The sequence below is a fragment of the Curtobacterium sp. PhB136 genome (genome assembly GCF_004346855.1).
GTDB lineage: Bacteria > Actinomycetota > Actinomycetes > Actinomycetales > Microbacteriaceae > Curtobacterium.
In genome coordinates, this window is sequence record NZ_SMGH01000005.1 from 404,185 (window position 1) to 417,501 (window position 13,317).

Consider the following 13,317-nt stretch of genomic DNA (forward strand, 5'->3'; position numbering starts at 1 on the left):
ATGACCACGATCCGGTTCTTCGCGGCGGCCAGGGCCGCTGTCGGCATCGACGAGACGACCGTCGACGCGGCCACCCTCGACGGTGCGCTCCGTGCGGTCGACGCGGAGGACGCGCTGCGGTGGGAAGCGCTGCAGGAACGGTGCTCGTACCTGGTCGACGGCATCAGCACCCGCGACCGATCGACCCCGCTCGACGGCGTCGCCCTGGTCGACGTGATGCCCCCCTTCGCCGGCGGCTGACCCGCGCACGTTCCTTCCCATCGCACCCGCACTGGGAAGTTGCAACGCGCGTGGGCAGTCGAAAGGAACGACCTCCTACGCGCGATTCGACCTCCTACGCGCGATTCGACTCCCCACGCGCGATTCGACCCGCTCCGCGCGATTCGACCTCCTACGCGCGATTCGACACCATCCGCGCGATTCAGCGGTCACCGTCCGGGCGCGTAGACGTCCACCTCGCCGGGCGGGACCGTGAGGTGCACCGCGTCGCCGCTCGCGAGTGCGAGGCGCCGGGCAGCCGCGACGGTCACGTCGGCGACGAGTTCGCCGGCCCGGACGCGGACGAGTCCGTCCCGCGGCTCGATGCTCCGCACGGTGCGCACGGGTCCGTCCCCGTCCCGCGTCACGACGGCGGCCGTCGGGTGGTAGGCGGCCAGGACAGCACCGCCGGGAGGCTCGGTGGGCGTCGCCGACGCCAGCTCGCCCCCGCCGTCCAGCGCGATGCCGGTGCCCGTGGCCGTCCCCGGGACGAGCGCGAGTCCGGAGAACGCGGCGCCGAACGCGCTGGTCGGGCGCCCGAGGACCTCCGCGGTCGTGCCGGTCTCGACCACGCGGCCACGCTCGACCACCACGACGCGGGTGGCGAGGGCGACGACCTCGATCGGGTCGTGCGTGACGAGGATGCTCGGCCGACCGGCGATCGCGGTGCCGAGGGCGGCCCGGACGCTCTCCCGGGCCTCGACGTCGAGCGCCGAGGTGGGTTCGTCGAGGAGCAGCACCGCCGGGCCGGCGGCGAGGGCCCTGGCGATCGCGACCCGCTGCGCCTGCCCGCCCGACAGGGTGGCCGGGGCGCGGCTCGACAAGCCGACCGCGTCGACGACGGCAAGTGCTTCCTGTGCGGCGATCCGTGCCTCCCGTCCGGACCGACCGGATGCGCGCGGACCGTAGCCGACGTTGCGGGCGACCGACAGGTTCGGGAAGAGGTCGGGACGCTGGGCGACCAGGCCGACCCGGCGGCGGTGGGGTGGGACGGGTCGCCGTGCTCCGTCGACGGTGCGACCGTCGATCTCGATGCCGCCGGCGTCGAGGGCGACGAGGCCGGCGATCGCCTCGACGACCGAGGACTTGCCGGCGCCGTTGGGACCGACGAGCGCGACGCACTCGTCGGGGCCGACCCCGATCGTGACGTCCACGTCGCGGTCCCGCAGGACGACGTGCGCGCGCAGCCCGGTCATGTGGCGACCGTCCGTGCTCCGGCGCGGACCGACGTCAACCCGATCACGACGACGGCGACCACGACGAGGACGAGGGCCAGGGCGACCGCGGTGTCGGGGTCGACCTCGCGCTGCAGGTAGATCTCCAGCGGCAGGGTCCGCGTGACGCCCTGCAGGCTGCCCGCGAAGGTGAGCGTCGCGCCGAACTCGCCGAGGGCCCGCGCGAAGCAGAGCACCAGTCCGGAGGCGATCCCGGGCAGCGCACGCGGGATCGTCACGGTGAACAGCACGCGCGTCGGACCCGCACCGAGGGTCGACGCGATCCGCTCGAGGCGGTCACCGCCGATCCGGAGCGAGCCCTCGATCGCGCTGACCAGGAACGGCATCGCGACGAAGGTCTGCGCCATCACGACCGCTGCCGTGGTGAACGCGATCCGGACGCCGTGGTCGGCGAGGAACCCGCCGACCGGGCCGATCCGGCCGAAGGCCGCGAGGAGCGCGAGCCCGCCGACGACCGGCGGCAGCACCAGCGGCAGCAGGACCACGGCACGGGCGAGGCCCACCCAGCGGGAGCGGACGCGGGAGAAGACGATCGCGAGGGGCAGGCCGAGGACGAAGGCGATGCCGGTCGCGGCGGCGGCGGTGCCGAGGCTCAGGCCGAGCGCGGTGAGCGACGCCGGGGACGTGACCAGGGCGACGAAGGACGACCAGTCCACGCGGCCGACCATCGCGAGCACCGGGACGACGACGAAGAGACCGCCGACGACCGCGGGGATCGGCAGCCACCACGGGGCCCTGGTCACGGTGCGCTCACGGGTGGGTGCTCATGCCTCGGCGCTCACGGCTTGCCGAAGCCGGCCGCGTGCAGGACCTTCTCGCCGTCGGCGGAGCGCACGTAGGCGCTGAACGACTTCGCGAGGGCGGCGTTCGACGATCCCTTGACGACACCGATCGGGTAGGTGTTCACGGCCTTGTCCGCGGCGTCGAAGTCAACGCCCTGCACCTTGTCGCCGGCACCCTGCACGTCGGTGACGTAGACGAGCCCCGCGTCCGCCTGACCCGACTCGACCTTGCCGAGGACGTCCGTGACCGACTGCTCCTCGCTGACGGGGTGCAGGGTGATGCCCGTCGCGGACTCCACCTTCTGCGTCGCCGCGCCGCACGGGACCGGGGCCGCGCAGGTGACGACCTGCAGACCGGAGGCGTCGAGGTCCGCGAAGTCGTCGATGCCCTTCGGGTTGCCCGGCGCCACGGCGATCTGGAGCACGTTGGTCGCGAAGGCGGGCGCGCTGCCGGCGATGAGGTCGGCCGTCGTGAGCTTCTGCATGTTCGGCTCGTCGGCGCTCGCGAAGACGTCGGCGGGCGCGCCGTTCTGGATCTGGGTGACGAGGTCGCTCGAGCCGGCGAAGGAGAACGTGACCGAGGTGCCGGGGTTGGCCTGCTCGTAGTCCTTGCCGAGCTCGGTGAAGGTCTGCTGGAGGGAGGCCGCGGCGAACACGGTGATCTTGCCCGCGGGGCCGGTCGCGCTGGCGCTGGCGCTGGTGGTGCCCGCGCCCGCGGTGTCGCTGCTCGTGCTGCAGCCGGCGAGGAGTGCGACTCCGGCGATGCCGACGACGACGGTGGCGATGGACCTGGAACGCATGCGATTCTCCCCGCTGGTGCCGCACGTACGGCACATCAGCGCAAGCATATCCGCAGATGCGGATCAGACGATCGGCAGTCCCTCGCGTCGCCAGGCCTCCATGCCGCCGTCGAGGATCGTCGTCGGCCGGTCGACGGTGGCGGCCCATGCCACCGCACGCGGGCCGCGGGCACAGACGACGACGAGGGCGGTGTCGGAGTCGGTGCCGGTCGTGTGCAGCTGGTCGGGGGTGACGGCGCCGGGGATCGTGCCCGTCGACAGTTCAGCCGGGGTGCGGACGTCGACGACGACCACCGGGTCCGCAGGGTCGGCGACGCGGGCAGCGAGCGCCGCGGGCGCGATGCGGACGGCGTCGTCGTGTGCTTCGTGCTCCGCGGCCGGTCCCGGACGTCGGGAGCCCGGGCCGCGGCGCAGCGGGCTCTCCGTCCAGCGCCACCGACGGGCGTCCACGCTGAGCACCCGTCCGACGAGCGGTTCCCCCAGCCCGGCCACGAGCGCGGTCACCTGCGCGGCCATCACCGACCCCACCGCACCGCAGAGGGCCGGCAGGACCCCGTCGAGCGCGCACGAGCCCTCGTCCGGCCGGACCTCCGGGTGCAGGTCGTGGAAGTCCACCGCGGGGCCGCCCGCGCTGCCTGTGTCGTCGAACACGGACACCTGCCCGTCGTAGCCGAGCACGCTCCCCCACACGAACGGCACCCGCGCGGCGGCGCACGCGTCCGAGATCGCCCGCGTGACGACGACCGAGTCGGCCGCGTCCACCACGACGTCGTGTCCGGCGACCATGCCGGGGTGGAAGGAGTCCACGACGGCCTCGACCCGGCACTCCGGGTCCACCGCCCGGGCACGGTCGGCGGCGACCTGCGCCTTCGGACGTCCGACGTCCGCCGCGCTGAAGAGCGTCTGCCGCGCCAGGTTCGACGGGTCGACGGTGTCCGGGTCGACGATCGTCAGCCGGGCGATGCCGCTGCCGGCGAGGTAGGCGATGACCGGTGCGCCGAGGCCGCCGGCACCGACGACGAGGACGCTCGCGGCGGCGAGGCGCTCGAGCGTGCGGTCGCCGCCGGCGTCGAGCGCGGCCGTCCGGGACCCCAGGCGGCGGCGGGCGGGGCTGAGGGGGTCGGTCGTCGCGCGGTCGGTCGTCGCGCGGTCCGTCGTCGCGCGGTCCGTCGTCGCGCGGTCGGTCGTCGCGCGGTCGGTCGTCGCGCGGTTCGGCGGGTCAGTCGTCGTCATCCGGCGTCTCCACCGTGACCATCGTCGCCTTCACCGAGGCCACCGCGACCGAACCGACCTCGAGCCCGAGGTCCCGGACCGCCTCCGCGCTCATCAGCGACACGACCCGGTGCGGCCCGCACTGCAGCTCGACCTGCGCCATCACGGTGTCGACGACCACGTCCGTGACGATCCCGACGAACCGGTTCCGTGCCGAACTCCGTACACCGGTGGCCGGGTCGGGCAGCGCCGCGCCGTGGCCCTTCGCGTGGCGCGCGAGCTCCCGTCCGTCGACCACGGCCCGACCGGACTCGTCGGCGAGGCGTGTGAAGGTCCCGCCGTCCACCAGCCGACGGACCGTGTCGTCGCTCACCCCGAGGTACCGCGCAGCGTCCTTGATCCGCAACCGACTCATGTCCCGGATGTTAGCCGCTCCGGGCGACCCGTCGGATCCTGTGAGCACTCCGAATCCCACCGTGACCTTCACAGCCGCACGGGGAACGACCCCGGGTCCTCGCCCAGGGGCCCTCGATACCGTCGAGCGCGTGAGTTCTCCCCGGACCGGCGCCGTCCGCGTCCCCCGTCCGCTCTCCGCGTCGTCGGTGCGGGCGCGGCTGCGTGGTGCGTCGGGCACGCTCGGACTCGCGGTCGTCCGCACCCCCGAGCTCACGGTCGGGGCCATCGCGGTCATCGTCACCGCCGCCTTCTCCTGGGTCCCGTCGCTCTGGTACGACGAGGCGGCCACGGTCACCAGCGCCCAGCGGACGTGGGCGCAGCTCTGGGCGGAGCTGCACTCGGTGGACGCCGTGCACGGGCTCTACTACGCGCTGATGCACGTCTGGTTCTGGCTCGTCGGCTACACCCCCTTCACGCTCCGGTTCCCGAGCGCGCTCGCGATCGGCGTCGCGGCCGGTCTCGTCGTCGCCCTCGGTCGTCGACTCGGCGGGAAACGGCTCGGCATCACCGCCGGGCTGGTGTTCATGGCGCTCCCCCGGGTGCAGTGGGCCGGCGGGGAAGGCCGCCCGTACGCCACCATCACCACGCTCTCGGTCTGCCTGACCCTCGTCGCCCTGACCGCGGTCCGCCGGACCCGGTCCGGCGTTCGGCCGACACGGTGGTGGATCACCTACGGCGTCCTCGCACTGGTCGCCGTCACGTTCAACGTCTACCTCGCGCTCGCCGTGGTCGCCCACGCCGTGGTGCTGCTCTGGATCACGTTCGCCCGGCGATTCGAGGTCCGCCGGGCCACGATGGCGCGACGCGACGCCGCGCTCCCCGCACCGCTGGTCTCCCGTCGGACCTGGGTGCTGTGGGCGATCGCTGCCGTCGCTGCCGCCGGCGCGGTCTCCCCCTTCGTGCTGGCCGTGTCCTCACAGTCGAAGCAGGTGTCCTGGATCGCGGGCATCACGTCCCGGACCGACGCGCAGGTGTTCGCGACCGCCTGGTTCGGCGGGGTGGACTGGTACGCCGCCGGCGCGTGGACGCTGATGGGCATCGGCGTGGTCACCGCCGTGGTGCAGTCGCACCGCCGGTCCCCCAGCGTGCGTGCCCTCTTCCGGATGCAGGCGGTCCGGGTGGCGCTGCCGCTCGCCGTCGTCCCGACCGCCGTCCTCGTCGGCGTCACCGCGGCCGGCGAGCACCTCTACTCGCCGAAGTACGCCAGCCTCAGCCTGCCGTTCGTCGCGATCCTGATCGCCCTCGCGATCACGCTCGTCCGTCCGCGCGCGGTGCTGGCCGGCGCCGTGGTGCTCGCCCTCGTGCTCTCCGTCCCCACCGCGATCGACGTGAAGACCCCCCGCTCGAAGCAGGACTCGACGTGGGCGAACGCCGCCTCCATCATCAACGGGGCGCGCGACGACCGCCCCGATGCGGACGAGGGTGTCGTCTTCGGCAGCGTATACGGGCACCCGGGCACCACCGCCGACATCATCCGGGTGTCCTACCCGTGGGCGTTCACCGGGATGACCGACCTCGGCGTGCGGTCGAACGGCGCTGCGTCGGGGGTGCTCTGGAACCGGACCGGGGACCTCGCGACGACGATCCCCGCCCGGCTCGACGACATCGACACCGTGTGGTTCGTCGGCGGGACGTCGCGGAACATCGAACCCGAGGCGGCCGCCGTGCTCCGGTCGCACGGGTTCGTCGCGGAGCAGCACTGGGAGACCGGCACCGTGATCATGACGGAGTACGTCCGAGCGCACTGACGGCGCAGCCCTGGTGGCGCTGCCGGGCGTCGGGGCGTCGTCGGTCGCGGCCTGTGCCATGCTGCCGGGATGGAGCACGACGTCCGCCCGATCGAACCCGCCGACGCCCCGGCCCTCGCGTCCCTGCTCGCACGGAACCGCGCCTGGCTCGCCCCGTGGGACCCGTACCGTCCGGACTCGTTCTTCACCGAGGACGGCCAGCGCACCGAGGTCACGGCGTCGATCCGCCGCCGCGAACAGGGCACGATGATGCCGCTCGTGATCACCACCGACGGTGCCGTGGTCGGCCGGATGAACCTCAACTCGATCGTGATGGGCGCGTTCTGCTCCGCGACGCTCGGCTACTGGGTCTCCGAGGACGCCGCCGGCCGGGGTGCCGCGACCGCTGCCGTGGGGCTCGCGACCCGGATGGCGTTCGAACGGCTCGGGCTGCACCGGGTCGAGGCGGGGACGCTCCCCCACAACGAGCGGTCCCAGCGGGTCCTCGAGAAGAACGGCTTCGAGCGCTACGGCTACGCGCCGCGGTACCTGCGCATCGCCGGCGAGTGGCAGGACCACGTGCTGTTCCAGCGCCTCGCCGACTGACGCTGGTCGTCAGTGCACGACGCGTGCGCCGTGCACCGGCCCCGTCGCCCGGACGGCGACGAGACCCGCGGCACTCAGCGCCACCTGGACCTCGAGCGCGGAGTCGGTGTCCGCCACCAGGAACGCCACCGTCGGTCCGCTGCCGGAGACCAGCCCCGCCAGCGCTCCGGAGCGCTCCCCCAGCTCGAGCGTCTTGGCGAGCGACGGCTGGAGTCGCATCGCCGGCGCCTGCAGGTCGTTGTGCAGGCAGTCGGCGAGGAGGTCCGGGTCCCCGGCACGGAGCGCCTGGAGCACGTTCGCCTCGACCACTGGGGTCGACGGCGCCGGCGCGATGTCCGCCCGGTAGCGCTCCCGGTGCGCGTCGAGCGCACGGTACACGGCCGGTGTGGAGAGCCCGTCGTCGCTCAGACCGAGGACCCAGTGGAACTCGCCCTTCGCGAGCGCCGGGCTGAGCTCGTCGCCCCTCCCGGTCCCGACCGCGGTCCCGCCCGCGAAGGCGAACGGCACGTCGGCGCCGAGCTCCGCGGCGATCCGGAGCAGCTCCTCACGACCGAGCCCGGTGCCCCAGAGCGTGTCCACGGCGAGGAGCGTCGCCGCGGCGTCCGCCGAGCCGCCGCCCATCCCGCCGGCGACCGGCACCTGCTTGTCGATGGTGAGCCGGACGCCCCCGGTGTACCCGGCGGACTCGGCGACGAGCCGGGCCGCGCGGATCGCGAGGTTCGAGCCGTCGACCGGCACCGACGACGTGTCGATCGGGCCGGTGAACGACACCGAGAAGTCGTCGGCGAGCTCCGCCGTGACGTCCTCGAACAGGGAGACCGCCTGGTAGGCCGTCGCCACGTCATGGTAGCCGTCCTCCTGCAGCGCACCCACGGACAGGAAGACGTTGATCTTGCCGGGAGCGCGCGTCCGCACGCGCGTGGGTGCGGCCAGCGAGGTCATGCGACCAACCTATCCCGCGCGCGCTGCCGTGAAACCGCGCTCCAGGTCCGCCAGGATGTCGTCCTGGTGCTCGAGGCCGATCGACAGGCGGATGAGCCCGTCCCCGACGCCGGCGGATGCCCGCTCCGCGGTCGTCATCTGGACGTGGGTCGTCGACGCCGGGTGCACGACGAGCGAGCGCACGTCGCCGATGTTCGAGACGTGGTCGAACAGTTCGAGCGCCTCGACGAACCGGCGTCCGGCCTCCACCCCGCCGGCCAGGTCGAACGACAGCACCGCCGACGGCCCCTTCGGGACGTAGCGCTGCTGCAGGTGGTGCCACGGGGAGTCCGGCAGCCCGGCGTAGTGCACGTGCTCGACCTGGTCGTGCGCGGCGAGCCACGACGCCACGGCCGCGGCGTTGGACACGTGCCGGTCCATCCGGAGCGACAGCGTCTGGATGCCCTGCAGCACCAGGAAGGCGGTGAACGGCGCGATCGCGGGGCCGAGGTCCGCCGAGAGCTTCGACCGGGTCCGCTGGATGAACGCGCGCGGTCCGAACTTCTCCGCGAAGTTCGTGTTCGCGAAGCCGGACTGCTCCGTCGACGTCAGCTGCGGGTACTTCTCCGGGTGGGCCGCCCAGTCGAACGTGCCGCCGTCGACGATCAGCCCCGCGATCGCGCTGCCGTGCCCGGCGAGGTACTTCGTCGCCGAGTGCACGACGATGTCGGCGCCGTGCTCGATCGGGCGGACCAGGTACGGCGTCGCGATCGTGTTGTCGACGATGAGCGGTACACCGGCGTCGTGCGCGACACCCGCGACCCCCGCGAAGTCGAGCACGTCGCCGCGCGGGTTCGGGATCGACTCACCGAAGAACGCCCGGGTCTCCGGTCGCACCGCGGCAGCCCACTCGGCCAGGTCCGTCGGGTCCTGCACGAACGTGAAGGAGATGCCGAGGTCCTTCAGCGTCGAGGCGAAGAGCGTGTAGGTCGCGCCGTACAACGAGGCGCTCGACACGATGTGGTCCCCGGCACGCGCGAGCCCCAGCACCGCGAGCGAGGTCGCGGCTTGGCCGGACGCCAGCGCGAGCGCCGCGACGCCGCCCTCGAGGTCCGCGATCCGCCGCTCCAGCGCTGCCGCGGACGGGTTGTTCACGCGCGAATAGGTGTGCCCCGGCGCGTTGAGCATGAACCGGTCCGCCGCGTCCTCCCCCGACGGGTAGACGAAGGCGGCGCTCTGCGCGATCGGCGGCACGTTCGCCCCGAACCCCGGGTCGGCCTTGAAGCCGGCGCGGATCTGCCGGGTCTCGAACTTCCAGTCGCCCTCGCTCACGAGACGACTCCCGCGGCTCCCGCCGGCACGACCGACGGGCGCACGAGCGGGATGACCTGCTCGCCGAACCGCTCCATCTCCTCCAGCTGCGGGGAGAACTGCAGCAGCAGGGTGTCGACGCCGGCGTCCTCGAACTCCCGGATCCGCTCGGCGACCTGCGCCGGGGTCCCGACGAAGTTCGGCCGGAGCCCACGGTTCGACACCGAGTAGTCCTCGAGCGAGGGCACGTGCTCGAGCTGCGACTTCGAGATGAAGTCCTGGTACGACTCGTACGCGTTGCCGTGCTGGACGTCGGTGATCCGCGCGAGCTCGGCCTGCGCCTCCTCCTCGGTCTCCCGGACGATCGCGTAGGCGGCCATGCCGAACGCCTCGAACGGCGGCAGCCCGGCCTCATCACGACGACGGCGCATCTCGGCGATCTTCTTCCGGAGCTCCTCGACCGTTCCGCCGTGGGTCACGTAGGCGTCGGCGTAGTGGGTGATGCTCGCCTTGCCGGCCTCGCTCTCACCGCCGGCGTAGATGCGCGGCGTGACGCGCGGCTTCGGCTCGAGGTGGGCGTTCTGGATGTCGTAGTACTCGCCGGAGAACGAGTACGGGGTCTCCCGCCAGAGGCCCTTCATGATCTCCACGAACTCCGCGGTGCGCTTGTACCGGTCGTCGTGCTCGGAGAAGATCCCGCCGTACTGGCGTGCCTCCTCGGCCCACCACGCGCTCACCACGTTGAAGGTGAAGCGGCCACCGGAGATGTCGTCGATCGTCGCGGCCTGCTTCGCCGTCACGGCCGGCAGGTGGTAGCCCGGGCGCATCGCCGCCATGATCTCGAGGCGGTCGGTCGTCGCCGCGATGGCCGCCGCGAGCGCCCAGGCCTCGAGCGACGGCGCCGCGACGCCCTTGATGTCGTTGAGGTTCAGCTCCGGCACGAGCGTCAGGTCGAAGCCGATCCGCTCGGCGCGCTGCGCCAGTCGCTTCACGTAGTCGAAGGTGACCGGCATGTGCTCGTTGTCGACGTTGCGCAGCCAGCCGCCGAAGAGCGGGGTCCAGTATCCGAATCGCACGGGGTGAGTTCCTTGGGGAGGTGGGGAGGGACGGACGGGAGGCTCGTGGCGGGGCCGCCACGGTCCTCCCGTCCGGTGTTCGGTCGCGTTCTCAGGCCGTGACGGCCGCGCCGGCCGGTGCCGTCGCGTACTCGCTGTCGAGCAGTCCGCCGAGGAAACGCGCGATGGAGCGCGGGCCGGAGGCCGGCGCGCTCTCCTCGACGGCGGGGTTGTAGTTCGTGTTCGTGTTGATGTCGTAGACGACGGTGCGGCCGTCGGTGGTCTCCATGAACTCGACGCCCGCGATCTGGATGCGCTGGTCGGCGAGGAACGTGCGGAGCTGCTGCACGAGCGGGTGGGTCGCGGTGACGTCCTCTCGTACTGCGAACGCGCTCGGCCCGTCCGTTCCGGGGACGTCGCACACCGCTCCGGCGATGACCTGGGGGACCTCGCAGGCGTCCGCCGGGCAGAGCTCGAAGCTGCCCGCGCTCGTGTCCACGCGGACGGCGTAGACGAACTCGCCGCCGACGAACTCGACCCGGGTGATGAAGGGCTCGCGCGCCGTCAGGTACTCCTGCAGCAGGGTGATGCCGTCGATCGGCTCCTCGAACTCCGGCGAGTCGACGTACGCGTCGAACTCGGCGAGCGAGTCGAACCGACGGACGCCGAGGCCCTTGCCGCCCTGGTTGTGCTTCGTGATGAACGGCACGTCCTGGCCGTCCGTGAACGCGTGGGCCGCGGCCGTGAGGGTGCTCCTGCCGAACACCGCGGTGGTGCGGGGCACGTCGAAGCCCGCCCGCTGGAGCAGGCCGTGCTGGGCGACCTTCGACACCTCGAGCTCGAGCACGTGGCTGCCACCGACCACCTGGCGCCCGGCACGCTCGAGCCAGCCGAGGACCGCGCGGGTGTACTCCTTGCTGTGCTCGTGCCCGCGGGTGTGACTCGACGCCGACATCCGGCTCCAGTAGACGCCCGGTTCCGGATCTGCTGCGAGGTCGATCTGGCCCTCGGTGAGGAGGATCTCCTCGACCGGGACGCCCTCGGCCTCGAAGGCGGCGGCGAGCGGCGGGAACCACTCGGGGTTCTCGTGGATGACGTACACGCGCGGAGTGCTCACACGCCCACACTAGGCATGGTGTACCAGGCGTTGCCAGGCGTGTGACGCGCTGTTGCGGTTCCCCGTCCACAACTGGAGTATCAGTATGCTGGTCCGCCGTGCGCCTCATCTTCATCGACGAATCCGCTCGGGACGATGCCTACTACTTCTTCGGCGCGCTGTTGGCTGACGCTGACGCCGTGCGTTCGATCGAACAGGGGCTCGAAGGCGTCGCGACACTGCTCTCGAGGGAGATCCCGGGCTTCGACCCCGCCACAGAGTTCCACGCTGTCGACATGTTCCACGGCGAGCAAGAGTGGAAGCGAGTACCCGTCGCGTGGCGAGTGAAGGCCTGCATCCTCGTGGCGAAGATCCTCGCAAGGTCGACGGCGTCGATCGTGTTCCGAGGCATCGATCTCCGAGCACACCGACGCCGCTACGGAGCCCGCGCCTACCCCGCGCATCTCCTGACTCTCGCCCAACTCCTCGAATGCGTGCACGAGCGTCTCGCCTGGGTCGACGAGCAAGAACAGCTCGGACTCGTCCTCGCCGACGAGCACCACACGGCAGCCGGCGCGAGACGCAGCCTGCGCAGTTTCAAGGTGGGAAGCGCGAGCGGGTACACGAAGCAGCCGCTGACCCGGATCGCCGACACCATCTACTTCGGCCCGTCTCACGAGAGCCGGATGCTGCAGGCCGCCGACTTCGCGACGTCCTTCCTCAATCGATCGAAGACCGTGGAGGAGCGGGATCCGCGGTCCGCAGCGGCTGTCGCCAAGATCGTCACTCTCGTCGACGAGATCAAGATCGTCGACTACATCTGGTGCCCGGAATGACACAACGCCCCGCGGTGAGCGGGGCGTTGGCTGGGTGCGGGAGGCTCGTTGGCGTCCTGCACCGCAAGACTAGGCCATCCGACGTGGAGAAGCCAGCAGGCTGAGGTGCACCGGTTCGACCCGCGTCAGTTGCTGAACACCTGGTGGCCGACGACGCCGAGGAGCTCGAGCTTCTGCGCGTCCTCGCTGCCCGCGGGAGCGGTGAACAGCAGGAGCGCCTGGGCCCGGTTCGTCGTGTGCAGCACCTGGCAGTCCACCGTGATCCGACCGAGTTCGGGATGCACGAAGGTCTTGTGGTCCTCCCACCGGGAGGCGACCTCGTGCAACGCCCAGAGGTCGCGGAACGCCGGGCTCTCGGCCTCGAGGTCCGTGATGAGCGCCGCTGCCCGGCGGTCACCCGGCCCGGCGGCACCCACCGCCGCGCGGAGCCCCGCGACCTGGGCCCGAGCGAGCCGGTCGTGCTGCTCCGGCGCGTACTTCGCGGGTTCCGCCGCCGTCATGAACCAGCGCCACGGCTGGTACCGCTCGTTCCCGGTCAGGCCGACGGTGGAGCCGAGGAGCGCCGCACCGAGGCGGTTCTCGACCAGGGTCTCGCCGAGGTCGCTCACCACGATCGCCGGGGTGTCCTCGAGCCGGTCGAGCACCCGGAGGATCGCGGGGTCGACGTGGTCGCTGCGGTGCACCCGGACCGGCGCGTTGTGCCCGGCGAGACGGAAGAGGTGGTCGCGTTCGTCGAGTGAGCAGCGGAGCGCCCGGGCGATCGCGGCGATCATCTGCTCCGACGGCTGCGGACCGCGCTGCTGCTCGAGCCGGGTGTAGTAGTCGACGGACATGCCCGCGAGCGACGCCACTTCCTCACGCCGGAGGCCCGGCGTCCGGCGTCGGGCGCCCTCGCCGAGGCCGACGTCCTCCGGGCGCAGCAGCTCACGGCGACGGCGGAGGAAGTCGGCGAGCGCTGCACGGTCCATGCGTCCAGTCTCCTGCTCGTCCTCTCCGCGTGCCAGGGATCGGCGGTCCCCCGA

Annotated in this window: 14 protein-coding genes; 4 read left to right on the forward strand and 10 right to left on the reverse strand. The window is 72.2% G+C overall.

The genetic code is table 11. The features are described 5' to 3' along the window. Complete coding sequence (locus EDF27_RS08290) at positions 1 to 240, forward strand: MoaD/ThiS family protein (protein ID WP_243698257.1); 240 nt, start codon at positions 1 to 3, stop codon at positions 238 to 240. 188 nt (positions 241 to 428) lie between these two features. Here EDF27_RS08290 and EDF27_RS08295 read toward each other — a convergent pair whose 3' ends face one another. The 5 genes from EDF27_RS08295 to EDF27_RS08315 all read right to left on the reverse strand — a co-directional run bounded on the left by EDF27_RS08295 (position 429) and on the right by EDF27_RS08315 (position 4,702). Next, entirely contained in the window at positions 429 to 1,454 is a 1,026-nt protein-coding gene (locus EDF27_RS08295) for an ABC transporter ATP-binding protein (protein WP_123701778.1), read from the reverse strand. Beyond that, entirely contained in the window at positions 1,451 to 2,236 is a 786-nt protein-coding gene (locus EDF27_RS08300; protein ID WP_123655773.1) for an ABC transporter permease, read from the reverse strand. The genes EDF27_RS08295 and EDF27_RS08300 overlap by 4 nt, the downstream gene beginning before the upstream one ends. A 35-nt stretch (positions 2,237 to 2,271) precedes the next feature. Next, entirely contained in the window at positions 2,272 to 3,075 is an 804-nt protein-coding gene (modA, locus tag EDF27_RS08305) for a molybdate ABC transporter substrate-binding protein (protein WP_123655774.1), read from the reverse strand. A 63-nt stretch (positions 3,076 to 3,138) separates the two neighbouring features. After that, positions 3,139 to 4,308, reverse strand: a complete 1,170-nt coding sequence (locus EDF27_RS08310; RefSeq protein ID WP_123655775.1) for a ThiF family adenylyltransferase — start codon at positions 4,306 to 4,308, stop codon at positions 3,139 to 3,141. Then, positions 4,295 to 4,702 carry a TOBE domain-containing protein gene (locus tag EDF27_RS08315; RefSeq protein ID WP_123655776.1) on the reverse strand — a complete coding sequence of 136 codons (408 nt, stop codon included), beginning with the start codon at positions 4,700 to 4,702 and terminating at the stop codon, positions 4,295 to 4,297. The genes EDF27_RS08310 and EDF27_RS08315 overlap by 14 nt, the downstream gene beginning before the upstream one ends. Positions 4,703 to 4,832: 130 nt before the next feature. Here EDF27_RS08315 and EDF27_RS08320 point away from each other — a divergent pair, with 130 nt between their 5' ends. After that, the gene (locus EDF27_RS08320) at positions 4,833 to 6,491 is read left to right on the forward strand and encodes a glycosyltransferase family 39 protein (RefSeq protein WP_165931404.1); all 1,659 of its coding nucleotides are present in this window, start codon (positions 4,833 to 4,835) and stop codon (positions 6,489 to 6,491) included. 69 nt (positions 6,492 to 6,560) lie between these two features. Beyond that, the gene (locus EDF27_RS08325; RefSeq protein WP_123655778.1) at positions 6,561 to 7,076 is read left to right on the forward strand and encodes a GNAT family N-acetyltransferase; all 516 of its coding nucleotides are present in this window, start codon (positions 6,561 to 6,563) and stop codon (positions 7,074 to 7,076) included. 9 nt (positions 7,077 to 7,085) lie between these two features. On the opposite strand, the gene EDF27_RS08330 is transcribed toward EDF27_RS08325, so the two are convergent. The 4 genes from EDF27_RS08330 to EDF27_RS08345 form a co-directional block, all read right to left on the reverse strand. Further along, the gene (locus EDF27_RS08330) at positions 7,086 to 8,018 is read right to left on the reverse strand and encodes a 4-(cytidine 5'-diphospho)-2-C-methyl-D-erythritol kinase (protein ID WP_123655779.1); all 933 of its coding nucleotides are present in this window, start codon (positions 8,016 to 8,018) and stop codon (positions 7,086 to 7,088) included. A 9-nt stretch (positions 8,019 to 8,027) separates the two neighbouring features. Further along, positions 8,028 to 9,329, reverse strand: coding sequence for a PLP-dependent transferase (locus EDF27_RS08335; protein ID WP_132048158.1), 1,302 nt, complete (start codon positions 9,327 to 9,329; stop codon positions 8,028 to 8,030). After that, positions 9,326 to 10,384 carry an LLM class flavin-dependent oxidoreductase gene (locus tag EDF27_RS08340; protein ID WP_123655781.1) on the reverse strand — a complete coding sequence of 353 codons (1,059 nt, stop codon included), beginning with the start codon at positions 10,382 to 10,384 and terminating at the stop codon, positions 9,326 to 9,328. Before EDF27_RS08340 ends, EDF27_RS08335 begins: the two co-directional genes overlap by 4 nt. 91 nt (positions 10,385 to 10,475) lie before the next feature. Further along, entirely contained in the window at positions 10,476 to 11,480 is a 1,005-nt protein-coding gene (locus EDF27_RS08345) for an alpha-L-glutamate ligase (RefSeq protein WP_123701770.1), read from the reverse strand. A 98-nt stretch (positions 11,481 to 11,578) separates the two neighbouring features. Here EDF27_RS08345 and EDF27_RS08350 point away from each other — a divergent pair, with 98 nt between their 5' ends. Further along, a complete protein-coding gene (locus EDF27_RS08350; protein ID WP_165931405.1) occupies positions 11,579 to 12,295 on the forward strand; it encodes a DUF3800 domain-containing protein in 717 nt (238 codons plus the stop codon). Between the two features lie 125 nt (positions 12,296 to 12,420). Here EDF27_RS08350 and EDF27_RS08355 read toward each other — a convergent pair whose 3' ends face one another. Continuing rightward, a complete protein-coding gene (locus EDF27_RS08355; RefSeq protein WP_123701766.1) occupies positions 12,421 to 13,263 on the reverse strand; it encodes a helix-turn-helix transcriptional regulator in 843 nt (280 codons plus the stop codon). Between the last annotated feature and the right edge of the window lie 54 nt (positions 13,264 to 13,317).

Bases quoted from the DNA above. Each gene is read 5' to 3' on its own strand.
- EDF27_RS08290 (WP_243698257.1), top strand. From the start codon at position 1: ATGACCACGATCCGGTTCTTCGCGGCGGCCAGGGCCGCTGTCGGCATC.
- EDF27_RS08295 (WP_123701778.1), bottom strand. From the start codon at position 1,454: ATGACCGGGCTGCGCGCGCACGTCGTCCTGCGGGACCGCGACGTGGAC.
- modA (WP_123655774.1), bottom strand. From the start codon at position 3,075: ATGCGTTCCAGGTCCATCGCCACCGTCGTCGTCGGCATCGCCGGAGTC.
- EDF27_RS08310 (WP_123655775.1), bottom strand. From the start codon at position 4,308: ATGACGACGACTGACCCGCCGAACCGCGCGACGACCGACCGCGCGACG.
- EDF27_RS08315 (WP_123655776.1), bottom strand. From the start codon at position 4,702: ATGAGTCGGTTGCGGATCAAGGACGCTGCGCGGTACCTCGGGGTGAGC.
- EDF27_RS08325 (WP_123655778.1), top strand. From the start codon at position 6,561: ATGGAGCACGACGTCCGCCCGATCGAACCCGCCGACGCCCCGGCCCTC.
- EDF27_RS08330 (WP_123655779.1), bottom strand. From the start codon at position 8,018: ATGACCTCGCTGGCCGCACCCACGCGCGTGCGGACGCGCGCTCCCGGC.
- EDF27_RS08355 (WP_123701766.1), bottom strand. From the start codon at position 13,263: ATGGACCGTGCAGCGCTCGCCGACTTCCTCCGCCGTCGCCGTGAGCTG.